The sequence below is a fragment of the Streptomyces sp. NPDC091279 genome (assembly GCF_044757465.1).
In the GTDB taxonomy this organism is placed as follows: Bacteria; Actinomycetota; Actinomycetes; order Streptomycetales; family Streptomycetaceae; genus Streptomyces.
Window position 1 is genome coordinate 14,603 of sequence record NZ_JBIVVA010000023.1, and the last position, 22,472, is coordinate 37,074.

The window sequence follows — 22,472 nt, forward strand, 5'->3', positions numbered from 1 at the left end:
TGCCTCCTAGCGGCGGATGCGGGTCATCTTGGGGTCGAACAGAGGCTCTTCGGCGACGGTCGCGGCGACCTTCTCACCGAGGTAGGCGATCTGGACGGCGGTGCCGGTCGGGAGCGTCGGCAGCCAGGCGTAGGCGATGCAGCGGCCCAGCGTGTAGCCGTAGGACGCGCTGGTGACGTAGCCGGAGGGGACGCCGTCGACGTGGACGGGTTCCTTGCCGAGGACGACGGCGGCGGGGTCGTCGAGGAGCAGGGCGGTCAGGCGGCGGGTCGGCGGGCTGTCGCTCAGCGCGGAGCGGCCCACGAACTCCTTGTCCCTGCGCACCGCGAAGCCGACGCCCGCCTCGAACGGGTCGTGCTCGTCGGTCATGTCGGTGCCCCAGGCGCGGTAACCCTTCTCCAGACGCAGCGAGTTGAAGGCGGACCGGCCGGCCGCGATCACCCCGAGGTCCCGCCCGGCCTCCCAGAGCGTGTCCCACAACCGCAGGCCCAGGTCGGCGGTGGTGTACAGCTCCCAGCCCAACTCGCCGACGTAGGACAGGCGCAGGGCGGTCACCGGGACGTGTCCGAGGTAGGTCTCCTTCGCGCGGAAGTAGCCGAAGGCCTCGTGGGAGAAGTCGTCGCGGGTCAGCGGCTGCACGAGGTCGCGGGCCAGCGGCCCCCAGACGCCGATGCAGCAGGTGCCCGAGGTGATGTCCCGGATCTGTACGTCGGCGGGCGCGTGCCGGGTCAACCAGTCGAGGTCGGCGGGGGAGTTGGCGCCCACCTGGAAGCGGTCGGGGGCGAGGCGGGCGACGGTGAGGTCGGAGCGGACCCCGCCCCGCTCGTCGAGCAGCAGCGAGTAGGTCACCGCGCCGGGCTTCTTGCGCAGGTTGTTGGTGGTCATACGGTCCAGGAAGTCGAGCGCGCCGGGACCGGTGACCTCCAGCCGACGCAACGGCGTCATGTCGTACAGGGCGACCTTCTCGCGGGTGGCGCGGGCCTCGGCTGCGGCGATCGGCGACCAGTACCGGGCCGACCAGGCGTCCCGTTCGGGCAGCGACATCCCTTCCGCGAGCGGGGCGTTGGCCTCGTACCAGTGCGGCCGTTCCCACCCGCCGCCCTCCAGGAAGAACGCGCCGAGTTCCTGCTGCCGCGCGTAGAAGGGGCTGACCCGCAACGGCCGCGGCTGCTCCATCGGTTGCAGCGGATGCAGGACGTCGTACACCTCGGCGAACTGCTGGCAGCCGCGCTCCCGGACGTACGACGGTGAGCGCTGCGCGTCCTCGAAGCGGGTGAGGTCGCACTCGTGGACGTCCAGGGCGGGCCGCCCGTCGACCATCCACTCGGCGACGGCCCGGGCGACCCCGGCGGAGTGGGTGACCCAGACGGCCTCGGCCAGCCAGAATCCGCGCAGTCGGCGGGACTCGCCGAGCACGGGCATGCCGTCGGGGGTGAAGGAGAAGACGCCGTTGAAGCCCTCCTCGACCTCGGATGCGCCGAGCGCCGGGACCAGCCGCCGGCAGTCCTCCCAACTCGGCGTCCAGTCCTCGGTCGTGAACGGGTACGAGGACGGCATCTCCATGTCCCGCGCGCGTGCCTCGTCGTAGGCCGGTACCGCGAACGGGTCGACGGGCAGCGGCCGATGGGCGTAGGACCCGATGCCGATGCGGTCGGTGTGCTCACGGAAGTACAGGTCACGGTCCTGGTACCGGAGGATCGGCCGCGACGCCTCGGCCGCGTGACCGGCCAGCTCGGGCAGCGGTTTCGTCTTCACGTACTGGTGTGCGAGCGGCTGCAACGGTACGTCGATGCCGGCCATCCGCCCGATCACCGGGCCCCAGAAACCGGCCGCCGAGACGACATGGTCGGCGGGGAAGGTGCCCCGGTCGGTGACGACGGCGGTGACGCGGCCGTTCTCCTGTTCGATGCCGGTGACGGTGTGACGGTCGAGGAAACGGGCGCCGCGCGCGGTGGCGCGTTCCAGCTGGGCGCGGGAGGCGAGCAGGGCGCGGGCGAGCCCGTCGTCGGGGGTGTGGAAACCGCCCAGGACCACCGACTCGTCGAGCAGCGGCCAGAGTTCCTTGCAGCGCGCGGCGTCGACGATCTCACCCCGGATGCCCCAGGCGGCGGCGTAACCGGCCCTGCGGTGCAGGTCGGCGAGGCGTTCCGGGGTGGTGGCCAGCTCCAGTCCGCCGACCTGCTGGAAGCAGGGAACTCCGTCGACCTCTAGGGCGTTGAACTTCTCGACGGTGTATTTCGCGAACTCCGCGAGGGTCTTGGACGGGCTGGTGCGGAAGACGAGTCCGGGCGCGTGCGAGGTGGAGCCGCCGGGTGCGGGCAGGGGGCCTTGTTCGAGGACGGTGACGTCGGTCCAGCCGCGCGCGGTGAGTTCGTCGGCGAGCGAGCAGCCGACGATGCCGGCGCCGATGACGACGACCTTCGGGGAGCGCGGGCGGATTTCGGGCGTACTGGACATGCCCCTCCTTGCCGGGTGGCGGAGTTGACGCGCGGGGGGGAGAGCGGGGACACGAGCGTGCGGGCTCGGGGAGCGGGGAACGCGAGAAAGGCTAGAAAGGCGGGGAATCCGGGGAATCCGGGAAATGCGAGGAGTGCGGGGCCGGGATCGGGGAAGGCGGGCGGAGAGCAGGGGCGGGAGTGGAGGCTTCAGTGGGCGGTGAACGGGGCGGTGACGCGGGGGCGTTGGGCGTCGGCGGTCGGGTCGGTCACAGGACCACCACCGACCGCAGCACGTCACCCCGGTGCATCTTCGCGAAGGCCTCCTCGACCTGGTCCAGGGCGATCGTCTCGGACACGAACGCGTTGAGGTCCAGGAGTCCGTACAGGTACTGGTCGATGAGGAACGGGAAGTCCCGGCTCGGCAGGCAGTCCCCGTACCACGACGACTTGATGGCGCCGCCGCGCGAGAAGATGTCGATCAGCGGGAGTTCGATCTTCATCTCGGGGGCGGGCACGCCGACCTGGACCAGCAGTCCGGCGTGGTCGCGCATGTAGAAGGCCTGCCGGAACGTCTCCGGACGGCCCACCGCGTCGATCGCGATGTCCACGCCGTGGCCGTCGGTGAGGGCCCGCACCGCCTCGATGGGGTCCGTGCCACGGGAGTTGACGGTGTGCGTCGCGCCGAACTTCTCCGCCTGGTCCAGCTTCTTGTCGTCGATGTCGACGGCGATGACCTTCATGGCGCCGTTCAGACAGGCGCCGGCGATGGCCGCGTTGCCGACGCCGCCGCAGCCGATCACCGCGACCGAGTCACCCCGGCCGACCTTGCCGGTGTTCACGGCGGCGCCGTAGCCGGCCATCACCCCGCACCCGATCAGCCCGGCGGCCTCGGGGCGCGCTGCCGGGTCGATCCGTATCGCCTGGCCCGCCGCGACCAGTGTCTTCTCGGCGAACGCCCCGATGCCGAGGGCGTTGCTGAGCGGCGTGCCGTCGCGCAGGGTCATCGGCTGGACGGCGTTGCGCGAGTCGAAGCAGTACCAGGGGCGCCCGCGCCGGCAGGAACGGCAGCTGCCGCAGGGCGCCCGCCAGGCCAGCACCACATAGTCGCCGGGTTTCAGATCGGTGACGCCGTCGCCGACCGCGTTGACCGTGCCGGCCGCCTCATGGCCCAGCAGGAACGGGAACTCGTCGTTGATCGCACCCTCGCGGTAGTGCAGGTCCGTGTGGCAGACCCCGCACGCCTGCACATCGACGAGGACCTCACCGGGCCCCGGATCGGGGACGACGATCGTCTGCACCTCCACGGGTGCGCCCTTCTTGGCAGCGACTACGGCACGGACCTCGTGTGGCACGACCAAGCTCCTCTGCTGTTGCGCAATGCACGATGGGTTGCGCGATGAGGAACATATTGAGAACGGCGAAGAGGGGCCGTCAAGAGGTGCGAGTTAACCCTTCGCAAAACGAACGGAGGTCCGGAAACCTGGCCGACACACGACGGCGCGGGACCGGATTCGTCCGGTCCCGCGCCGTCGTCGAGGTGTGTGCGTGAGCTGTTCGGCCGCTGTGCGCCTGCTTCCGGCCAACGGGCTCGGACCGCAGGTCACGCACCGTCTCAGGGTCCGCGCGCACGCTGCCGGGCCGCCGTCGGGTCAGAAGCCGTATCCCATCCGGCGGGACAGCTCCGCCCCCGCCGCCACCGAGCGCTTCGTCAGCTCCGGCATGCGGTCGGAATTCAGCCGGTACACCGGGCCCGACACGCTGATCGAGGCGATCACCTTGCCGTCGTGCGCGCGCACCGGCGCCGCGACCGCCGTGAGCCCCAGCTCCAACTCCTCGATGGTGACGGCGAATCCCTGCTCGATCACGGCCTCCAGCTCGCCGCGCAACGCGGACCCGCTGGTGATCGTGCGCTCCGTGAAGCGCGGCAACGAGCGGGCGAGGACGCCTTCGCGCAGGGTGGGCGGCATGTGCGCGAGCAGCACCTTTCCGCTGGAGGTGGCGTGCAGCGGGGTGCGTCTGCCGAGCCAGTTCTGCGCCGTCACGGACGCGGTGCCGCGCGCCTGCATGATGTTGACGGCCGCGTCGTCGTCCAGGACCGCGATGTTGACCGTCTCGCCCAGCTCGTCGGCGAGTTCCCGGCAGACCGGGACGCCCTCCTGCGAGATGTCCAGACGCACCGCCGCCGCCCCCGCCAGGCGCAGCACACCGGCGCCCAGGTAATACTTGCCGCGCTCCTTGGCCTGCGCCACCAGGCCCCGGTTCTCCAGGACGCCGAGCAGGCGGAACGCGGTGGACTTGTGCACGGCCAGCTCGTCGGCGATCTCCGTGACCCCCGCCTCGCCGAGCCGGGCGAGGATCTCCAGGACGCTCACGGCACGGTCCACGGACTGCACGGAACCGGTGGTTCCTCTGCCGCCCCGGCCCTCGGCTCTCGCGGTCGTCTCCTCGCCCCGGTCGGACTGCTTCTGCGCGCGGGCCATAGCTCGACTCTCACCACCTCTCGGCCCGGTTTGGGCCGCATCTTCGGGAAACCCTTGACGCGACGGTCGTCCCGCCCGGATTCTGTTGCGCATGGCGCTCACTGATGCGCCATGCGGAACATCATGTTACCGAAGGGTCCGGTCCCCGGTAGGGGGCCGAACCGTCCGGGCCTGTGAAGGTCCGGCTCTCCGGCCGCCGGGCCGATGAAGACCCGGCCCTCGCCGGAGAGCCGTGGCGAGTGCGTCTCGGCTTCTGCCGCTCACCCGCTCGTGTGCTCGTCCGTTCGTCCCCTCGGACCGACGCAAGGTCCGAACTCCCCATCCGCCTGGACCACAGAGGTCCGGACCGAGTGTCCCGGACCGAAAGGGGGGCCCGTGATTCCCGTCTGCCGCTTCGAAAACCTCCCCCGGGGCGAGTCCGCCCGCATCGAGACGACCCCGCCGATCGCCGTGTTCCACACGGAGGACGGCGAGTTGTACGCGATCGACGACACCTGCACCCATCAGGACGCCTCCCTCTCCGAGGGCTGGCTGGAGGGCTGCCTGGTCGAATGCCCGCTGCACGCCGCCTCATTCGACCTGCGCACAGGCCTGCCGACCTGTCTCCCGGCCCGCCGCGCCGTCCGCACCCACCAGGTCACCGTCGACGACGGCGTCATCCACGTCCACGTCGCCGCGCAGGAGGGCACCGCCGCATGAACCACCCCCACGCGCGGCGCCTCCCGGCCCCGCCGCAACTCCACGGGAGCCGTGCCGCATGAGGACCGTCACCGTCGTCGGCGCCTCCCTCGCCGGCCTCTACGCCGCCAGGGAACTGCGCGCCCAGGGTTTCGACGGCCGACTCGTCATCGTCGGCGACGAACCCCACCAGCCCTACGACCGTCCCCCGCTCTCCAAGGACTTCCTCACCGGCCGCGCCGACGAGGACCAGATCGCCCTCACCGACGCCGAGGAGAGCACCGCCCTCGACGCCGAATGGCTCCTCGGCACCCGCGCCCTCGCCCTCGACGCCCGCGCCCGCACCGTCGTCCTCGACGACGGCCGGACCCTGCTCTCCGACGGCGTCGTCATCGCCACCGGCGCCTCCGCCCGCCGACTGCCTGGCCACACACCGGTCGGCGTCCACACCCTCCGCACCCTCGACGACGCCCGCGCCCTGCGCGCCCAACTCACCCGCGGCGCACGCCGGGTCGTCGTCATCGGCGGCGGCTTCATCGGCGCCGAGACCGCAGCCGCCTGCGTCGGTCTCGGCCACCACGTCACCGTCGTCGAGGCCGCGCCGTTGCCGCTGCTGCCCCAACTCGGCGCCGAGATGGCCGCGATGTGCGCGGCGCTGCACCGACGCGGGGGAGCGGAGCTGATCACCGGTACCGGCGTCGCCGCCGTGCGCGGCACGGTCGCCGTCACCGGCGTGGAACTGTCCGACGGGCGTGTCCTCGACGCCGACGTGGTCGTCGTCGGCATCGGCGCCGTCCCCAACACCGCCTGGCTGACGGACTCGACGCTGGCCCTGCGTGACGGCGTGCTGTGCGACGACGGCTGTGTGACCGACCTCCCGCAGGTCGTCGCCGTCGGGGACGTGGCCCGCGTCGGCGGCTCCCGCGCCGAGCACTGGACGTCGGCGACCGAACAGCCCCGGGTCGCGGTGGCCAACCTCCTCGCCGGGCAGACCGTCCGGACGGCCCGGTCGCTGCCGTACTTCTGGTCGGACCAGTACGGCTCCCGCATCCAGTTCGCCGGCCGGCGCCAGGACGGGGACACCGTCCGGGTCACCGAGGGCGAACTGACCGACGGCGCACCGGGGGAGGGCGGCTTCCTCGCCGTCTACGAACGGGACGGCCGCACCACCGCCGTGCTGTCCGTGGACCGCCCCCGCCCCTTCATGCGGCTGCGCCGCGAGCTGGGACGTGCCCAGAGCGACCTGGGCGACCTGGGCGACCAGGCCCGGCCCGCCGTGCTCCAGGGAGGTCCCGCCGCGCTCTAGCGAGAGGTCAGGGGTGGGACAGCTGCCCGGTCCCGCCCCGCCTGCGTATCCGCTCCTGCGCCCGCTCGGCCGACCTCGCCTGACGGCGGGCCCGGCGGCGCTCCCGGCGCAGGGCGCGAGCCGTGCTGCTGGGCACCGACACCACGCCGTTGCGCTGGTTCCACACCTGGCGGGTCACCCAGACGTCGAGCGCGGCCCAGGTGGCGACCACCGTGGAGGCGACGCTGCTGAGGACCATCGGGAAGGCGAACCAGGTCTCGGCCATGGTGCACAGGAAGGCCACCATCGCCAGGATGATCGTCACCGAGATGATCATGACCGCGCGGACCGCCGAGGTACGCACCGGATCGGGCATCCGGCGCCGCCTGGCCGGCTCCTCGACCCACAACGGCCGGTGACCGGACCGCACGTGTCCCTCGCCGCCGTCACGCGCGTGCCCCGCGCCCGCGCCGCCCGTCCCCCCGCTCCCCAGGTCACGGTCCCGCGCTCCGGGAGCCCGCCGCTCCGCCATGCGCGTGCCCGGGTCGTCCCCGGGTGTTCTGTACCGCTCCGCCGTGCCCATCAACGTGTCACTCCCCACCGCCGATGCTCCCCCTCGTCCCGTGCCCGATGACACGGCTCCCCAGTGAGTGCCCGGCTTGCGCTGTTTTACGCTGCCCGGGGGCGCGTCGCGGCTCATGTGGCCGGTTCCGCTCCCCTTTCCCGTAGAGAAGGACGAACGACCCGTCGCAAAGATTCCCGCGAACGGAGAAAACCGGCCAACCAGTTGTGTGCACCCTGCGAAGAGGCTCCGGGGTGGCCCCGCTGAATCCGGGAGGTGATCTCCTCCCATGACCGGACAACTCCCCATGTCTCGCCGCCAGTAGGGGAGTTCAGCTTCCGGACAGCTCTTCGAGTTACCCGCAGGTCGGTAGTAGGCTCGCGCCGTTTGTTGACGCACATGTGTACCCCCGGCTGATCGGGGGCGAGCTGGGGGAGGACATGCGCTTTCGCGGGAAGTCGATCCGCCGGAAGATCGTGGCGCTGCTTCTCGTGCCGCTGGTGTCCCTGACGGCGATCTGGGGCTTCGCCACGGTACTCACCGGACGTCAGGCGGAGCAGCTCTTCGACGTCTCCCGAGTGGTCGAGAAGGTCGGTTACCCGGTCGAGGACACCGCCCGTGTCCTCCAGGAGGAACGCAGGCAGAGCCTCGTGTACCTCGCCGACCCACGGGCCTCGGACGCCCTCAGCAATCTGCGCCGCAGCCGCAGCGCCACCGACGACTCCGTCGCCGAGATCCGCGCGAACGCCGCCGATTCCGACGTCCGTGCGTCACTGGGCGCCGGTTCGAGCGAACGCCTGACCGCCGTCCTGGACGCCCTCGACGGCATCGGGTCGCTGCGCCGCAGCGTGGAGGACGGCACCGTCAACCGCGCCCAGGCCCTCGACCTCTACAACCGCCTCGTCGAACCGTGCTACGTCCTGCTGACCAACCTCCACGTCATCGACAACGTGGAGATGGACCGGCAGTACCGCGCCCTCGTCAACCTCGCCCGGGCCCGCGAACTGGTCTCCCAGGAGGACGCCCTGCTGGGCTCCGCCCTGGTCGTCGGCACCCTCACGCGCGAGGAGATCCGCGACGTCTCCGACCTCGTGGCCCAGCGTGGCCTGATGTACGACATCATCCTGCCGCTGCTGCCGTCCTCCGAACACGACCGCTACGACCGGTTCTGGACGAACGCCGAGACCGCGCCCCTGCGCGTCGCCGAGCAGGCCATCGCCTCCAGCGGCCCCGGCACGCCGCACCGGGTCACCGCGCGGAGCTGGGACACCGCCGCGGGCAACGTCCTGAAGGAACTCGGCACCCTCAACGACCAGGCGGCCGACAGCTATCAGGACCGGGTCCACCCGGTCGCCATGGGCGTCATCGCCAAGGCGGCCGTCGCCGGTGGCCTCGGCCTCTTCGCCCTGCTCTACTCACTCGTGCAGTCCGTGCGCATCGGCCGCAGCCACATCCGCGACCTGCGGCAACTGCGCCTGGAGGCCCACGAGGCGTCCGGCGTGCGGCTGCCCAGCGTCATGCGCCGCCTCTCCGCGGGCGAACAGGTCGACGTGGAGACCGAGGTCCCCCTCCTGGAGTACGACCGCAACGAGATCGGCGAGGTCGGACACGCCCTCAACTCCCTTCAGCGCGCCGCCGTCGAGGCCGCCGTCAAACAGGCGGAACTGCGCGCCGGCGTCTCCGAGGTGTTCGTCAACCTGGCCCGCCGCAGCCAGGTCCTGTTGCACAAACAGCTGACCCTGCTCGACACCATGGAACGGCGCACCGACGACACCGACGAGCTCGCCGACCTCTTCCGCCTCGACCACCTCACCACCCGGATGCGCCGCCACGCCGAGGGCCTGGTCATCCTCTCCGGCGCCGCCCCGTCCCGACAGTGGCGCAAACCCGTCCAGTTGATGGACGTCGTACGGGCCGCCGTCGCCGAGGTCGAGGACTACGAGCGCATCGAGGTACGGCGGCTGCCCAAGGTCGCCGTCACCGGACCGGCCGTCGCCGACCTCACCCACCTGGTCGCCGAACTCATGGAGAACGCCACGGTGTTCTCCCCGCCGCACACGGCCGTCCAGGTCGTCGGCGAGCGCGTCGCCAACGGCTTCACCCTGGAGATCCACGACCGTGGCCTCGGTATGACCGCCGACGCCCTCCTGGACGCCAACCTCCGGCTCGCCGAGACCCCGGAGTTCGAACTGTCCGACACCGACCGGCTCGGCCTGTTCGTGGTCAGCCGGCTCGCCCAGCGCCAGAACGTCCGCGTCTCCCTCCAGCCGTCCCCGTACGGCGGCACCACCGCGATCGTCTTCATCCCCGACACCCTGCTCACCGACGACGTCCCCGACACCAACGGCATCGGCTTCCGCCTCGACCGGCCCCACCCCTCCAAGGAGGCCGAACTGGACGCGGGCGGCCGCAGGACCGCCATCGCGCCGATCCCCGCGCAGCTGCCCGGCCTGACCCCGGCCCTCCTGAACGGCCCGGTCGAGCTGGAGGCACCCGTCGACCTGGACGCCCTCAAGGAGTTCCCGGATCTCGACGACGACACCGAGCGCGGCGGCCTCTTCCGGCACCGGCGCGCCCTCGGCCTCGCCCAGGACGGCACCCCGAGCCGCACCGAGGCTCCGTCGCCGTCCGCAGGGCACGCGCGCGAGGAGGCCGACGGCGACCACGGCACGGTGCCGCTGCCCCGTCGACGTACGCCCAAGCTGGTCAGCTCGCACGGACGTCCGGTCCCCGAGGCACGGGCGCGCCGGGAGGGCCAGAACGCCGAGCGGAGCGCCGAGCCGGACGCGCCGCCCGCGCTGCCGTCCCGCCGGCGCGGCACACCGCCCGCGACGGGCAGCGTGCCGATCGCGGACAGCACCGGCCGCCCCGGCGACGACGGCCCGCCCGCGCTGCCCACCCGCCGCCGCGGCGCCTCACCGCTGCGTCCGGGCTCCGGCTCCGCCGACGGCCCGGGGCAGCCCCCGGCAGACCTCCAGGGCGGCGACACACCGGGCACGGGAACCACCGCACTGCCCCGGCGCGTTCGACAGGCGAACCTAGCGCCACAACTGAAGCAGGGCCCTCGCCGCGCACCGGACCGGCCGCAGCTGGTCGAGCGGGACGCCGACGAAGTACGCAGCCGCATGGCCTCGCTGCAACGGGGCTGGCAGCGAGGCCGCGAGGAGAACGCCGCGGGCGACGACGCCGACAGCGGCACAGCACCACAGGGAACGAACAAGGGGGACGGTCGATGACCGCACCGAAGCCGACCGGCCACACCGCACAGACCAGGTCCGGGGAGCTGAACTGGCTCCTGGACGAGCTGGTGGACCGCGTCGCGAGCATCCGCAAGGCTCTCGTGCTCTCCGGCGACGGCTTGCCGACGGGCCTGTCCAAGGACCTCACCCGTGAGGACAGCGAGCACCTCGCCGCCGTCGCCTCCGGCTTCCACAGCCTGGCCAAGGGCGTCGGCCGTCACTTCGAGGCGGGCAACGTCCGCCAGACCGTCGTCGAGCTGGACGACGCCTTCCTCTTCGTGACGGCCGCGGGCGACGGCAGCTGCCTCGCCGTCCTCTCGGACGCCGACTCGGACGTCGGACAGGTCGCGTACGAGATGACGCTTCTGGTCAAGCGGGTCGGCGCGCATCTCGCGGCCGCGCCGCGCACCGATCAGCCCGCGGACGGGTAGTGAGATGTCATGAACGCTGACGGTCAGGGAAGCAGCCACTGGTTCGACGACGAGGCCGGACCGGTGGTCCGCCCGTACGCGATGACGCGCGGCCGGACCACCAGCCCGGCCCAGCACCGCCTCGACCTGATCGCGGTGGTCGTCACCGAGCCGCACGTGGAGGACCCGGAAGAGGACTCGACGCTGTCCCCGGAGCACGTGGACATCGTCGGCCTCTGCCGGGACGCCCCGCAGTCCGTCGCCGAACTCGCCGCCGAACTCGACCTGCCCGTCGGCGTGGTGAGGGTCCTCATCGGGGACCTCGTCGACAGCGAACTCGTCCATGTGACCCGGCCCGTCCCCCCGGCCGAGCTGCCGGACGAGAGCATTCTGCGTGACGTGATCAACGGTCTCCGGGCGCTCTGAGACGCGCGCCCGTCGTCCCCCACCCCCACCCCGTAGGAGAAACGGAAGATGATCTTCGGGCGCTCTGAGCGAGGAAAGCCCCCGGTCGAGCCCGTCACGCTCAAGATCCTGGTGGCCGGCGGCTTCGGCGTGGGCAAGACCACGCTCGTGGGCGCCGTCAGCGAGATCAGACCCCTGCGCACCGAGGAACTCCTCACCGAGGCGGGCCGCCCGGTCGACGACACCAGCGGCGTGGAGGCCAAGCACACGACCACCGTGGCCATGGACTTCGGCCGCATCACGCTCCGCGAGGACCTGGTGCTCTACCTGTTCGGCACGCCCGGACAGCAGCGCTTCTGGTTCATGTGGGACGAGCTGTCCGAAGGGGCGCTGGGCGCCATCGTGCTCGCCGACACGCGCCGCCTGGAGGACTGCTTCGCCGCCGTCGACTACTTCGAACGGCGCTCCATCCCGTTCCTCGTCGGCGTCAACTGCTTCGACGAAGCCGCCCGTTACCCCGAGGACGAGGTCCGCCGCGCCCTCGACCTCGACGAGAACGTCCCGGTGGTCCAGTGCGACGCCCGCGACCGCACCTCCGTCAAGGAGATCCTGATCGGCGTGGTCGAACACGCCATGTCCTACGCGGCGACCCACCGCAACCCAGTCACGACGTAACCCCGCTCCCGTCCGGCGGCCCTCCGGACAGCCGCCACGCACCGTCACCCCGCCGACGCTCGAACCGACGTCCCACCACGCGGGCTTGGCGTCCGTGAGCGCCGCGCGGGCCGCCACCGCGCCGTACTCGGCGAAGCCGTGCCCCCACCTGCGCCACGGATGCATGCCCGCACCGAGCACCGCCATGTCGTCCGTCACTCCGTAACCCTCCCGTCGGCCGCCAGTGCCAGGTCGTCCAGGTCGTCTCCGCGTCCCCGGACTCCGGCTCCACAGCGATCAACGCGTACGACTCCCACGGAAGTTCCCGATCGGTCACACACGGTGACGGAGGTCGATAACGGCTGTCCGCGCACGACCGGACGCGCCCGCACGGCGAGAGCGGAACCTCGGTCGGTTCCCCCGCCCGCGCAGGCCGCGCACCGGGTGCCGAAGAGGCGGAAGTCCGCCCCGTCACCGGTGAACCATCCGTCGACCGCAGGCATACGGACACGCGACAACGCCCGTCCCTGTGAACGAGTGTGACGCAACGTCAGAAGTGTGCACGGGCCTCAAGGGAAGGGCAGGGCGTGCCCGCCACGCCGTCCGGGAACGGATCGCATCCGATCGCTTCCCGGCCGACACACCCACCTGATAGATGACGACACACCCACCTGATGGACGGAGGACTCATGACAAGACTCCCCGGCGCGTTACGTGCCCTGGCCACCACGCTCGCCGCCCTGCTGGCCATGACCGCCGGCTCCGCCACCGCCCGCGCGACGACCGCCCCCGAGGCACCCGCCGACTTCGTGGCCCTGAGAGCCGTCGACCCGACGATCCTCCAGGACATCCGCTACCTCACCCCGCACAACTTCGTGGGCACGCCGATCGACGGCTACCGGCAACCGGTCTGCCTCCTCACCCGCCCCGCCGCCCGGGCCCTCCACCGCGCCCAACTCCGGCTGCGCGCCCGGGGTTACACCCTCAAGGTCTACGACTGCTACCGGCCCCAACGCGCGGTGAACCACTTCGTGCGCTGGGCCGAGGACCTCGACGACCAGGCAATGAAGGGCGAGTTCTACCCGAACGTCGACAAGTCCCGTCTGTTCGAGGACGGTTACATCGCCGAGAAGTCCGGCCACAGCCGCGGCTCGACCATGGACCTCACCCTCGTGAAGCTCCCCGCCCGACCGACCCGCCCCTACGTCCCCGGAGAGCCGCTCGCCCCCTGTTACGCGCCTCAGAAGGAGCGCTTCCCGGACAACTCCGTGGACATGGGAACCGGCTTCGACTGCTTCGACACCCTCGCCCACACCCTCGATCCGCGCGTCCAGGGCGTCCAGCGCGCCCACCGGCTGCTCCTCAAGGACACCCTGGAAGGCGTCGGCTTCGTGAACCTCGCCGAGGAGTGGTGGCACTACACCTTCCAGCCGGAGCCCCACCCGGACACCTACTTCGACTTCCCGGTATGCGTCAGGTCGCTCCCTGGCGGCTTCTGAACCGCCTCGGCACAACGCCCTCCCCGTGATCGGATACAGTCCGCCGGGTGTCCGAAACTCAGCACCCCACCCCCAACTCCGCGCGTGGCTCGCACTGTTCGAGCTGTGGAGCGCCTTACGGAGAGGGCGTCTCCGGCTGGCCCCGCATCTGCCCGGCCTGCCACACCGTGGCCTATCGCAACCCGCTCCCGGTCGCGATCGCACTCCAGCCCGCGTACGACACCCAGGGCACCGCCCTCGTCGTCATCACCCGAACCGTCGCCCCCGCGCGCGGAGGCATCGCCCTGCCCGGCGGCTACGTCGACGACTGCGAGGACTGGCGCCACGCGCTCGTCCGTGAACTCAAAGAAGAGACCGGCTTCGACGCCGCCGCACGCGACGTGCGCCTCGTCGACGCCATGAGCTCCCCCGACGGACACCTGCTCCTCTTCGGCGTCCTCCCCGAACGCCCCGTCGACAGCCTCCCGCCGTCCGCCGCCACGGACGAGACCGCGGGCTGGCACCTGCTGCGCCGACCCGAGGAACTGGCCTTCCCGCTCCACACCATCGCCGCCCACGCGTGGTTCGAGGGCCGCTACTGAGCCAGGCCCCCGCCCAGCCCACGCACGCGTACCGGGCAGGACGGCTCCTCGACGCCGTCCTCGCCCTCCCGCCGCACCACCAGCCGCCCGCCCACCCAGCGGACGGCATAGCGCTCCAACTCCGGCTCCTCCCAGCCGTCGCTCCCGTCCGGCACCAGCAGCCCGCCGCCGGAGCGCCCCGGAGCCGGCGCCCACACCTCCAGCTCAAGACCGCCGTCGTCCCCCCGCACGGGGACGACGGCCCCGGCCCGCGCCAGCACCGGAATCCGGGACAGCGGAGCATCCACGAGCACCTGCCCCGGCCCCTCGTACGCCCGCTCGGTCACCGTGTCGTACCAGCGCCCCGGCGGCAGCCGCACCGCACGCCGGTCCACCCCCGGCTCAAGCACCGGCGCCACCAGCAGACAGTCACCCAGCAGAAACGTGTCCTCACAGTCCCGCAGCGCCCGGTCCTCCGGCGAGCCCCACCACACCGGCCGCACCACCGGCGCGCCCGTACGCCGCGCCAGATGCGCCAGCGTCACGAAGTACGGCAGCAGCCGCCGCCGTTCGATCAACGCCACGCGCGCGTGCTCCACCACCTCACCCTCCAAACCCCCTCCCGCGCGCGTACGAAACAACGGCAGATACGCGCCCAACTGGAGCCACCGCAGCCACAGTTCCGCCGACACCTGCCCGCCGGCACCGCCCACGTCCGCGCCGGAGTACGGGATTCCGCACAGCCCGAGCCCCAGCGCCGACGACAGCGAGGCCCGCAACCCGGTCCAGTCCGCGCTCACGTCACCGGACCAGGACCCCCCGTAACGCTGTAGACCGGCCCACCCGGAGCGTGAGAGCACGAACGGCCGCTCCTCGGGCGCCAGTTCCCGCAGCCCCTCGGAGGCGGCCCGCGCCATGCACAGCGCGTACACGTTGTGCGCCTCGCGATGATCCCCGCCCCGCCCCTCCAGCCCGTGCCGGGCCGAACGCGGCAACGTCGACTCCCCGAACGCGGCGAACGACGTCGGCTCGTCCAGGTCGTGCACGAACCCCGCGAAGCCCTGACCGAGCAGCTCCGCGTACAGACCGCCCCACCACGCACGCACCCGCGCGCGCGTGAAGTCCGGGAACACCGACTCACCGGCCCGCCCGACCCCACGGACGACCTGCCCCGAGGCATCCCGCACGAACGCGTCCTCGGCCGTCCCCCCGTCGAACACCGCGTCCCCCGGCGCGACCGCCACCGCCGGCTCCACGACCGACACCAGCCGGACCCCGTCCCGCCGCAACTCCTCGGCCAGCACCGGCAGCTCGGGACACCGCTCCCGGTCGACGCCGAACCCCCGCCGCCCGTCGAGATGACCGACCTCCAGATGAACGGCGTCCAGCGGCAGCCCGCGCTCCTGATGCCCGGCGACGATCCGCCGCACCTCCTGCTCGCTCCCGACACCCCCGCACGCGTGCTGATGCCCCAGCGCCCACGCGGGCGGCAACACGGGAGCGCCGGTCAGCGAGGCCCAGCCGAGCAGCACGCGCGCGGGCGTGCCGACGATGACCCAACAGCGCAACGGGCCGCCGTCCATCCGCAGTTCACACGTCCCGGGCCGGTCGTGCCCCGAACCGGCCCCCTCCTCGCCCTCCCGCAGCGTCACCGTCCCGTCCCACGAGGAGTCGTGGAACACCAGATGCGAGCCCCCGTCCGCGACCACAAGACGCACCGGCATCGTCAGCCGCGACGTCCCGTCACCGGCCCCGAACGGCCGCCCGGCACCGGAGTTCCACAGCCGGAACGTCCCCTCCCGCAACCGGGGCCCCGCCGCCCGCCCGCCCAGCCCGAAGAACCGCGCGTCCGCCGCCACCTCCGCACGCTGCATCCACCGCGCCGGACCCCCGCCCACCGGCTCCCACCAGCGCGGCGGCAGATCACGCCGCAGCGTCACCCCACCGGGCGTACGCACCTCGACGGCACCGTGCCGGGAGACGACCACCGTCACCCGCTCCGCCACCACCCGCCAGCCGCCGTCCTTGTCCGGCTCCAGGACCGCCCGCGGGTCCGCCTCCGGACACCGGCCCGCCAACGCGTACGACGGCTCGGGAGAGGCCCCGTCCCACCCCCAGAACACCGCTCCGTTGATGGCGACCAGGACCCGCAGTTCGGACCGGGCGAACCGGACCACCCCGCCACCAGGACCCGGCTCGACCTCCCGCACCGGCCCCGGCACCCGGGCCCGCTCGGCGCCCCGCGCGGGCAACGCCCCGGCATCCGCCCGCATCCTGCGCCACGCCGCCGTGACGGTACGCAACCTCCAGGCCGCTCCCGCAGGACCGACCGACTTCACCGAACGCACCAGGTCACGACCGTCCATGCTGCTCACCCTGCCACCGACCGCGCCCCGCACGCGTGTCGTTCAACTACCGTTCATCCGTGCCGCGACCAGATCTTCACGACCCGGAGTGCGCGGGGCGCACCCTGGTGCAGAAGTGGATCACATGGCATCGTCCGTGTCAGCCGCGTCACGCGCACACCCCGCACGTGCGCGACGTACGCACACGACGCGCACAGTCCGGGAGCCGCCCCATGCCGACCGTGAACCCCCAGCCGCTCTGGCAGCCCGACCCGGAGCGCATCGCCCAGGCACAGATCACGACGTTCCAGAGCTGGGCGGCCCACCACCACGGAGCCCCGGCCGACGGCGGCTACCCGGCCCTGCACCGCTGGTCCGTCGACCACCTGGACACCTTCTGGGAAGCCGTCGTCCAATGGTTCGACGTCCGCTTCTCGACGCCCTACGCGCGCGTGCTCGGCGACCGCGCCATGCCCGGCGCCCAGTGGTTCCCCGGCGCCACCCTCAACTACGCCGAACACGCCCTGCGCGCCACAGCCACCCGCGCCGACGAACCGGCCCTCCTGTACGTCGACGAGACCCACGAGCTCCGCCCGGTCACCTGGACCGAACTGCGCCGCCAGGTCGGCTCCCTGGCCGCCGAACTCCGCACCCTCGGCGTCCGCCCCGGCGACCGCGTCAGCGGCTACCTCCCGAACATCCCGCAGGCCGTCGTCGCCCTCCTCGCCACGGCCGCCGTCGGCGCCGTCTGGACCTCCTGCGCCCCCGACTTCGGCGCCCGCAGCGTCCTCGACCGCTTCCAACAGGTCGAACCCGTCGTCCTGTTCACCGTCGACGGCTACCGCTACGGCGGCAAGGAACACGACCGCCGCGAGACCGTCGCCGAACTGCGCCGCGAACTGCCCACCCTGCGCGCCGTCGTCCACATCCCGCTCCTCGGCACCGAACCACCCCAAGATGCCCTGAACTGGTCCGACCTGACCAGCACGGACACCGAGCCGGTCTTCGAACAGGTCCCCTTCGAGCACCCCCTCTGGGTGCTCTACTCCTCGGGCACGACCGGACTCCCCAAGGCCATCGTCCAGTCCCAGGGCGGCATCCTCGTCGAGCACCTCAAACAACTCGGCCTGCACTGCGACCTCGGCCCCCAGGACCGTTTCTTCTGGTACACCTCCACCGGCTGGATGATGTGGAACTTCCTCGTCTCCGGCCTCCTCACCGGCACCACCGTCGTCCTCTACGACGGCAGCCCCGGCCACCCCGACACCGGCGCCCAGTGGCGGATCGCCGAACGCACCGGAGCCACCCTCTACGGCACCTCCGCCGCCTATGTCATGGCCTGCCGCAAGGCCGGCGTCCGCCCGGCCCGCGACCACGACCTCTCCCAGGTGCGCTGCGTCGCCACCACCGGCTCCCCGCTGCCCCCCGACGGATTCCGCTGGCTGCACGACGAGGTGCGCGACGATCTCTGGATCGCCTCCGTCAGCGGCGGCACCGACGTCTGCTCCTGCTTCGCGGGAGCCGTACCGACCCTCCCCGTCCACATCGGCGAACTCCAGGCCCCCTGCCTCGCCACCGACCTCCACTCCTGGGACCCGGCCGGCAACCCCCTCATCGACGAGGTCGGCGAACTGGTCGTCACCAGCCCCATGCCCTCGATGCCGATCCGCTTCTGGAACGACCCCGACGGCAGCCGCTACCACGACAGTTACTTCGACATGTACCCCGGCGTGTGGCGCCACGGCGACTGGATCACCCTCACCTCCCGCGGCTCGGTGATCATCCACGGCCGCTCCGACTCCACGCTCAACCGCCAAGGCGTGCGCATGGGGTCGGCGGACATCTACGAAGCCGTCGAACGACTCCCGGAGATCAGGGAATCCCTCGTCATCGGCGTCGAACAACCCGACGGCGGCTACTGGATGCCCCTCTTCGTGCACCTCGCCCCCGGCGCGGTCCTCGACGACACCCTCCTCGCCCGCATCAAGCACACCATCCGCGAACAGCTCTCCCCGCGCCACGTCCCCGACGAGGTCATCGAGGTCCCCGGCATCCCGCACACCCTCACCGGCAAGCGCCTGGAGGTCCCGGTCAAACGCCTGCTGCAAGGCACCCCGCTGGAGAAGGCGGTCAACCCCGGCTCCATCGACAACCTCGACCTGCTCCGCACCTACGAGGAACTGGCCCGCACCCGCCGCTGACCCACCCGAAAACCCACTCTGACCTGCACGAACCAACCCCACTGCGAGCCGCCCGGACCCCATTGTCAGTGCCCCCGGTTACGGTGAGTGAGCATTGATCGACCGTGCACAGGGGGACTCATGGCACACACTCACGACCAGACCATGCGACGCGTACTGCGCCGCGAGATCGCGGGCACCATCGGCCTGCTGACCGACGAACACGACTTCCGCGCCATGCGGCGCTACCGCAGCTTCACCTTCGACGACCACACCACCTACCTGCGCCAGGTCGAGACACTCCTCAAGGCCCGCGCATCCCAGGGCGGCCACACCACCATCGCCCTCTTCGACCCCCACGAATACGCCGACTACTGCACGGAAACGGGGCTCGACCCCGACGCCCCGGCCAGCCGCACCCGCTTCACCGCCGAACTGGCCTCCAACGGCCCCACCGTCCCCTACGACGGCCGACCCCTCGCCGACCTCGTCCCCACCCTCGTCGACGAAGCCGTCCGCCGGGCGACCTGGGAGTACGCCTCCACCCTCCTCGCCCGGCTCGGCGCCTGCGCCTCCTGCGGAGAGGACATCGGCCGCGCCGCCTTCACCCGCGCCTCCGGCCTCCTGGTCCGCATCCTCGACACGGCGGACCCGGGCAACCGCCACCTCGTCTGTAGCGTCTCCACCGTCCCGGAAACACTCGTCGCCGTCCTCCACGCCGACGAGGGCGCCGACGGGACCACCCGCCTCGACGAGGCCGAGGCCCTGGAGTTCACCACCGTCCTCGCCCTCGGCCTCGCCACCAGGAGCCCCGGCGGACTGGTCATGCGCACCAGCGCCCCCGGCACCACCGACCGCGTCTACGGCTGGCGCCTGCGCGGAGGGGGCCTGGAACCCCTCACCGCGGGCGAAGTCTTCGACGCCTACTGCACCGACGTCGAGACCGGCGACCTGATCTCCCCGGAATCCCACGTCGACTACTGCGAACCGCCCGACCTCGGAGAGGAGGAGCAGCCCCCGGACCACCACCACTGACACCACGAGGGGCGCCCCACCCGACGGTGGAGCGCCCCTGCACAGCCCGACGACGAGCGGACCGGTCCGGCTACGCGCCGGACAGCACCGCCTCGGCCGCCTTCCGCGCCTCCTCGGCGCTGTCCGCGGCCCGCGCCGCGGCGGCGGCCCGCTCGCACTGCGCCAACGAGTACTTCGCCAACGTCGCCCGCACATAGGGAATCGACGCCGCACCCATGGACAGGGAGGTGACCCCGAGACCCGTCAGCACACACGCCAGCAACGGATCGGACGCGGCCTCACCGCAGACACCGCAGCTCTTGCCCTCGGCCTGCGCTGCCTCGGCGGACAGCGCGACCAGGTCGAGCAGCGCGGGCTGCCACGGGTCCTGCAACCGGGACACCGCACCCACCTGACGGTCGGCGGCGAAGGTGTACTGCGCGAGGTCATTCGTCCCCAGGGACAGGAACTCGACCTCCTGGAGGATCGACCGCGCCCGCAGCGCGGCCGACGGAATCTCCACCATCGCCCCGAACTTCGCCCGCAGCCCCGCCTCCCGGCAGGCGTCCGCGAACGCCTTGGCGTCGGCGCGGTCCGCCACCATCGGCGCCATGACCTCAAGGTAGACAGACAGCCCCTCGGCGGCCTTGGCCAGCGCGGTCAACTGGGTGCGCAGCACCTCGGGGTGGTCGAGGAGAGACCGCAGCCCCCGCACACCGAGCGCCGGGTTGGGCTCGTCGGCGGGGGTGAGGAAGTCGAGCGGCTTGTCCGCACCCGCGTCCAGCACCCGTACGACGACCCGGCCCTCCGGGAACGCCTCCAGCACCTGCCGGTACGCCTCGACCTGCTTCTCCTCGGACGGCGCCTGCTTGCTGTCGTCCAGGAAGAGGAACTCGGTACGGAACAGACCGACGCCCTCAGCGCCGGCCTCGACGGCGGCCGGAACGTCCGCGGGCCCGCCGACGTTCGCCAGCAACGGCACCTTGTGACCGTCGGAGGTGGCTCCCGGCCCGGTGGAGGCGGCCAGCGCGGCCTTCCGCTCGGCGGCCTGCGCCGCCAACTGCGCCTTCTTGTCCTCGCTGGGGTTCACGAAGATCTCACCGCTGCTGCCGTCGACCGCGACCAGCGTGCCCTCGGCCAGCTCACCGGCACCGGGCAGCGCCACCACGGCCGGAACTCCGAGCGCCCGCGCGAGAATCGCGCTGTGACTGGTCGGCCCGCCCTCCTCGGTGACGAACCCGAGCACCAGCGTCGGGTCGAGCAGCGCGGTGTCCGCGGGCGCGAGATCCCGCGCGATCAGAACGTACGGCTCATCGCTGTCCGGCAGACCCGGCATCGGCACCCCGAGCAGCCGGGCGACGATACGATTCCGCACGTCGTCCAGGTCCGCGACCCGCCCGGCCAGGTACTCGCCGGCCGCCGCGAGCAGCTCACGGTACGAGGCGAACGCGTCGTAGATGCCGCGCTCGGCCGTGCTCCCGTCGGCGATACGCCGCTCGACGTCCGCCATCAGCTCGGGGTCCTGGGCCATCATGGCCTGCGCCTCAAGCACGGCCTGGGCTTCGCCGCCCGCCAGGTTGCCGCGCGCCATGAGGTCGGCGGCCACAGCCTCCACGGCCTGACGGGCGCGTCCCTGTTCACGCTCCGCCTCTGCCGCCTGGATCTGCTTGACCGGCGGCTCCAGAACAGCCGTTCCCATGTGCCGAACCTCGCCGATGGCCACACCGTGGCTCACGCCGACGCCTCGCAGCGTTGTCTCCATCTCACCTGTCTCCGATAGTGCGGCGTGCCCCGCCGCCGCGGTCGTTGTCCTACGTGCCGTCATGGGGTCGACGATGTCACTGCCAGCTGAAGAGCATGTCGCCGGTCCTCACATCGCCACTCTCCACGATGTCACTGAGGGAGTCGGAGGTGGCTTCCAGTGCCACGATCGGGCAGATCGGGGACTTGCCGGCCGCCTCGACGGCCGCCGGGTTCCACTGCACCACGTCCTGACCACGCGTGACGGTGTCGCCCTTGTTCACAAGCAGCTCGAAGCCCTCGCCGTTGAGCTGCACGGTGTCGATGCCGAGGTGGGTGAGCACACCGTGGCCTTCGGAGTCCACGACGACGAAAGCGTGCGGGTGGAGAGAGACGACGACTCCGTCCACGGGCGAGACGGCGGCGGAGGGCTCACGCACGGGGTCGATCGCAGTGCCCGGGCCGACCATGGCCCCGGAGAAGACCGGGTCGGGCACGGCGGCAAGCCCGATGGTCGTTCCGGCGAGTGGGGACGTCACGCTGGTCATGGGGAGCCTCCGAGAGGGGTGCAGCTGCAAGTGGATCTGTGCGCGAGCCGTCACTTTCTGTCGCGAACGGCCCATTGAACAGCAGCGTATGTCACAGGAAGTGCGGTTTCGCACGGAAGGTACCACTTACTGGTCTAGACCACCAGCCTAATGGATTTGCACCTCGTTCAACGCCGCGTGTACAGTCGTACTCCTGCTCAGCCAGGGGGCGCCAATTCGGTGCCTTGGTTCAGCGGCACCCAACTTGTCAGATCCTATCTCGGGGTCTTCTTTCGCATGCCTGCGGAAGAGCGGCCAGAGAGACGGAAAAACACTGATAGAGTTTGGAACACCGAAGGGAAGCCCGGAGGAAAGCCCGAGAGGGTGAGTACAAAGGAAGCGACCGTTCCTTGAGAACTCAACAGCGTGCCAAAAATCAACGCCAGATATGTTGAT

Annotated in this window: 18 protein-coding genes and 1 pseudogene; 10 read left to right on the forward strand and 9 right to left on the reverse strand. The window is 71.6% G+C overall.

Annotated features, from left to right (window positions below):
- Positions 1-6 precede the first annotated feature (6 nt).
- From ACIQOU_RS36010 to ACIQOU_RS36020, 3 genes are all read right to left on the reverse strand, one after another.
- Positions 7-2,457, reverse strand: coding sequence for an FAD-dependent oxidoreductase (locus tag ACIQOU_RS36010; RefSeq protein WP_401544558.1), 2,451 nt, complete (start codon positions 2,455-2,457; stop codon positions 7-9).
- 247 nt (positions 2,458-2,704) lie between these two features.
- Positions 2,705-3,790 (reverse strand): S-(hydroxymethyl)mycothiol dehydrogenase, encoded by a 1,086-nt coding sequence (locus tag ACIQOU_RS36015; RefSeq protein WP_401544560.1) that lies wholly within the window; start codon positions 3,788-3,790, stop codon positions 2,705-2,707.
- A gap of 297 nt (positions 3,791-4,087) precedes the next feature.
- A complete protein-coding gene (locus ACIQOU_RS36020; RefSeq protein WP_401544563.1) occupies positions 4,088-4,918 on the reverse strand; it encodes an IclR family transcriptional regulator in 831 nt (276 codons plus the stop codon).
- Positions 4,919-5,293: 375 nt separating this feature from the next.
- Between ACIQOU_RS36020 and ACIQOU_RS36025 the strand changes: the two genes are divergently transcribed.
- A complete protein-coding gene (locus tag ACIQOU_RS36025; protein ID WP_401544566.1) occupies positions 5,294-5,617 on the forward strand; it encodes a bifunctional 3-phenylpropionate/cinnamic acid dioxygenase ferredoxin subunit in 324 nt (107 codons plus the stop codon).
- 58 nt (positions 5,618-5,675) lie between these two features.
- Complete coding sequence (locus ACIQOU_RS36030; protein WP_401544569.1) at positions 5,676-6,902, forward strand: NAD(P)/FAD-dependent oxidoreductase; 1,227 nt, start codon at positions 5,676-5,678, stop codon at positions 6,900-6,902.
- 7 nt (positions 6,903-6,909) lie between these two features.
- On the opposite strand, the gene ACIQOU_RS36035 is transcribed toward ACIQOU_RS36030, so the two are convergent.
- Positions 6,910-7,464: a hypothetical protein gene (locus ACIQOU_RS36035; RefSeq protein WP_401544606.1), complete on the reverse strand. Its 555-nt coding sequence runs from the start codon at positions 7,462-7,464 to the stop codon at positions 6,910-6,912.
- A 419-nt stretch (positions 7,465-7,883) separates the two neighbouring features.
- Between ACIQOU_RS36035 and ACIQOU_RS36040 the strand changes: the two genes are divergently transcribed.
- From ACIQOU_RS36040 to ACIQOU_RS36055, 4 genes are read left to right on the forward strand one after another with little or no spacing between them, the layout of a single operon-like run.
- Positions 7,884-10,679, forward strand: a complete 2,796-nt coding sequence (locus ACIQOU_RS36040; protein ID WP_401544571.1) for a nitrate- and nitrite sensing domain-containing protein — start codon at positions 7,884-7,886, stop codon at positions 10,677-10,679.
- Positions 10,676-11,113, forward strand: a complete 438-nt coding sequence (locus tag ACIQOU_RS36045) for a roadblock/LC7 domain-containing protein (protein ID WP_401544574.1) — start codon at positions 10,676-10,678, stop codon at positions 11,111-11,113. The genes ACIQOU_RS36040 and ACIQOU_RS36045 overlap by 4 nt, the downstream gene beginning before the upstream one ends.
- A gap of 9 nt (positions 11,114-11,122) precedes the next feature.
- Positions 11,123-11,518, forward strand: coding sequence for a DUF742 domain-containing protein (locus ACIQOU_RS36050; RefSeq protein WP_401544576.1), 396 nt, complete (start codon positions 11,123-11,125; stop codon positions 11,516-11,518).
- A 48-nt stretch (positions 11,519-11,566) separates the two neighbouring features.
- The gene (locus ACIQOU_RS36055; protein WP_401544579.1) at positions 11,567-12,172 is read left to right on the forward strand and encodes a GTP-binding protein; all 606 of its coding nucleotides are present in this window, start codon (positions 11,567-11,569) and stop codon (positions 12,170-12,172) included.
- A gap of 208 nt (positions 12,173-12,380) precedes the next feature.
- Here ACIQOU_RS36055 and ACIQOU_RS36060 read toward each other — a convergent pair.
- Positions 12,381-12,654, reverse strand: a pseudogene (locus ACIQOU_RS36060) (benzoylsuccinyl-CoA thiolase); the annotation flags it as partial.
- 186 nt (positions 12,655-12,840) lie between these two features.
- Between ACIQOU_RS36060 and ACIQOU_RS36065 the strand changes: the two are divergent.
- Positions 12,841-13,650, forward strand: coding sequence for a M15 family metallopeptidase (locus tag ACIQOU_RS36065; protein WP_401544582.1), 810 nt, complete (start codon positions 12,841-12,843; stop codon positions 13,648-13,650).
- A gap of 47 nt (positions 13,651-13,697) precedes the next feature.
- Complete coding sequence (locus tag ACIQOU_RS36070; protein WP_401544585.1) at positions 13,698-14,231, forward strand: NUDIX domain-containing protein; 534 nt, start codon at positions 13,698-13,700, stop codon at positions 14,229-14,231.
- Here the strand turns inward: ACIQOU_RS36070 and ACIQOU_RS36075 are convergent.
- Complete coding sequence (locus ACIQOU_RS36075) at positions 14,225-16,576, reverse strand: glycoside hydrolase family 31 protein (RefSeq protein ID WP_401544588.1); 2,352 nt, start codon at positions 16,574-16,576, stop codon at positions 14,225-14,227. The genes ACIQOU_RS36070 and ACIQOU_RS36075 overlap by 7 nt on opposite strands.
- Before the next feature lie 212 nt (positions 16,577-16,788).
- Here ACIQOU_RS36075 and ACIQOU_RS36080 point away from each other — a divergent pair, with 212 nt between their 5' ends.
- Both ACIQOU_RS36080 and ACIQOU_RS36085 read left to right on the forward strand, forming a co-directional pair.
- The gene (locus tag ACIQOU_RS36080) at positions 16,789-18,756 is read left to right on the forward strand and encodes an acetoacetate--CoA ligase (RefSeq protein WP_401544591.1); all 1,968 of its coding nucleotides are present in this window, start codon (positions 16,789-16,791) and stop codon (positions 18,754-18,756) included.
- A gap of 120 nt (positions 18,757-18,876) precedes the next feature.
- Positions 18,877-19,770, forward strand: coding sequence for a hypothetical protein (locus ACIQOU_RS36085; RefSeq protein ID WP_401544594.1), 894 nt, complete (start codon positions 18,877-18,879; stop codon positions 19,768-19,770).
- Positions 19,771-19,840: 70 nt separating this feature from the next.
- On the opposite strand, the gene ptsP is transcribed toward ACIQOU_RS36085, so the two are convergent.
- The 3 genes from ptsP to ACIQOU_RS36100 all read right to left on the reverse strand — a co-directional run.
- Entirely contained in the window at positions 19,841-21,511 is a 1,671-nt protein-coding gene (gene ptsP / locus ACIQOU_RS36090; protein WP_401544597.1) for a phosphoenolpyruvate--protein phosphotransferase, read from the reverse strand.
- A 76-nt stretch (positions 21,512-21,587) separates the two neighbouring features.
- Positions 21,588-22,037, reverse strand: coding sequence for a PTS glucose transporter subunit IIA (locus ACIQOU_RS36095; RefSeq protein WP_401544600.1), 450 nt, complete (start codon positions 22,035-22,037; stop codon positions 21,588-21,590).
- Between the two features lie 254 nt (positions 22,038-22,291).
- The coding region (locus tag ACIQOU_RS36100; protein WP_401544603.1) for a hypothetical protein at positions 22,292-22,472 on the reverse strand (181 nt) is incomplete at its 5' end.

Bases quoted from the DNA above. Each gene is read 5' to 3' on its own strand.
- ACIQOU_RS36010 (WP_401544558.1), bottom strand. From the start codon at position 2,457: ATGTCCAGTACGCCCGAAATCCGCCCGCGCTCCCCGAAGGTCGTCGTC.
- ACIQOU_RS36020 (WP_401544563.1), bottom strand. From the start codon at position 4,918: ATGGCCCGCGCGCAGAAGCAGTCCGACCGGGGCGAGGAGACGACCGCG.
- ACIQOU_RS36030 (WP_401544569.1), top strand. From the start codon at position 5,676: ATGAGGACCGTCACCGTCGTCGGCGCCTCCCTCGCCGGCCTCTACGCC.
- ACIQOU_RS36035 (WP_401544606.1), bottom strand. From the start codon at position 7,464: ATGGGCACGGCGGAGCGGTACAGAACACCCGGGGACGACCCGGGCACG.
- ACIQOU_RS36040 (WP_401544571.1), top strand. From the start codon at position 7,884: ATGCGCTTTCGCGGGAAGTCGATCCGCCGGAAGATCGTGGCGCTGCTT.
- ACIQOU_RS36045 (WP_401544574.1), top strand. From the start codon at position 10,676: ATGACCGCACCGAAGCCGACCGGCCACACCGCACAGACCAGGTCCGGG.
- ACIQOU_RS36050 (WP_401544576.1), top strand. From the start codon at position 11,123: ATGAACGCTGACGGTCAGGGAAGCAGCCACTGGTTCGACGACGAGGCC.
- ACIQOU_RS36055 (WP_401544579.1), top strand. From the start codon at position 11,567: ATGATCTTCGGGCGCTCTGAGCGAGGAAAGCCCCCGGTCGAGCCCGTC.
- ACIQOU_RS36065 (WP_401544582.1), top strand. From the start codon at position 12,841: ATGACAAGACTCCCCGGCGCGTTACGTGCCCTGGCCACCACGCTCGCC.
- ACIQOU_RS36075 (WP_401544588.1), bottom strand. From the start codon at position 16,576: ATGGACGGTCGTGACCTGGTGCGTTCGGTGAAGTCGGTCGGTCCTGCG.
- ACIQOU_RS36080 (WP_401544591.1), top strand. From the start codon at position 16,789: ATGCCGACCGTGAACCCCCAGCCGCTCTGGCAGCCCGACCCGGAGCGC.
- ACIQOU_RS36085 (WP_401544594.1), top strand. From the start codon at position 18,877: ATGGCACACACTCACGACCAGACCATGCGACGCGTACTGCGCCGCGAG.
- ptsP (WP_401544597.1), bottom strand. From the start codon at position 21,511: ATGGAGACAACGCTGCGAGGCGTCGGCGTGAGCCACGGTGTGGCCATC.
- ACIQOU_RS36095 (WP_401544600.1), bottom strand. From the start codon at position 22,037: ATGACCAGCGTGACGTCCCCACTCGCCGGAACGACCATCGGGCTTGCC.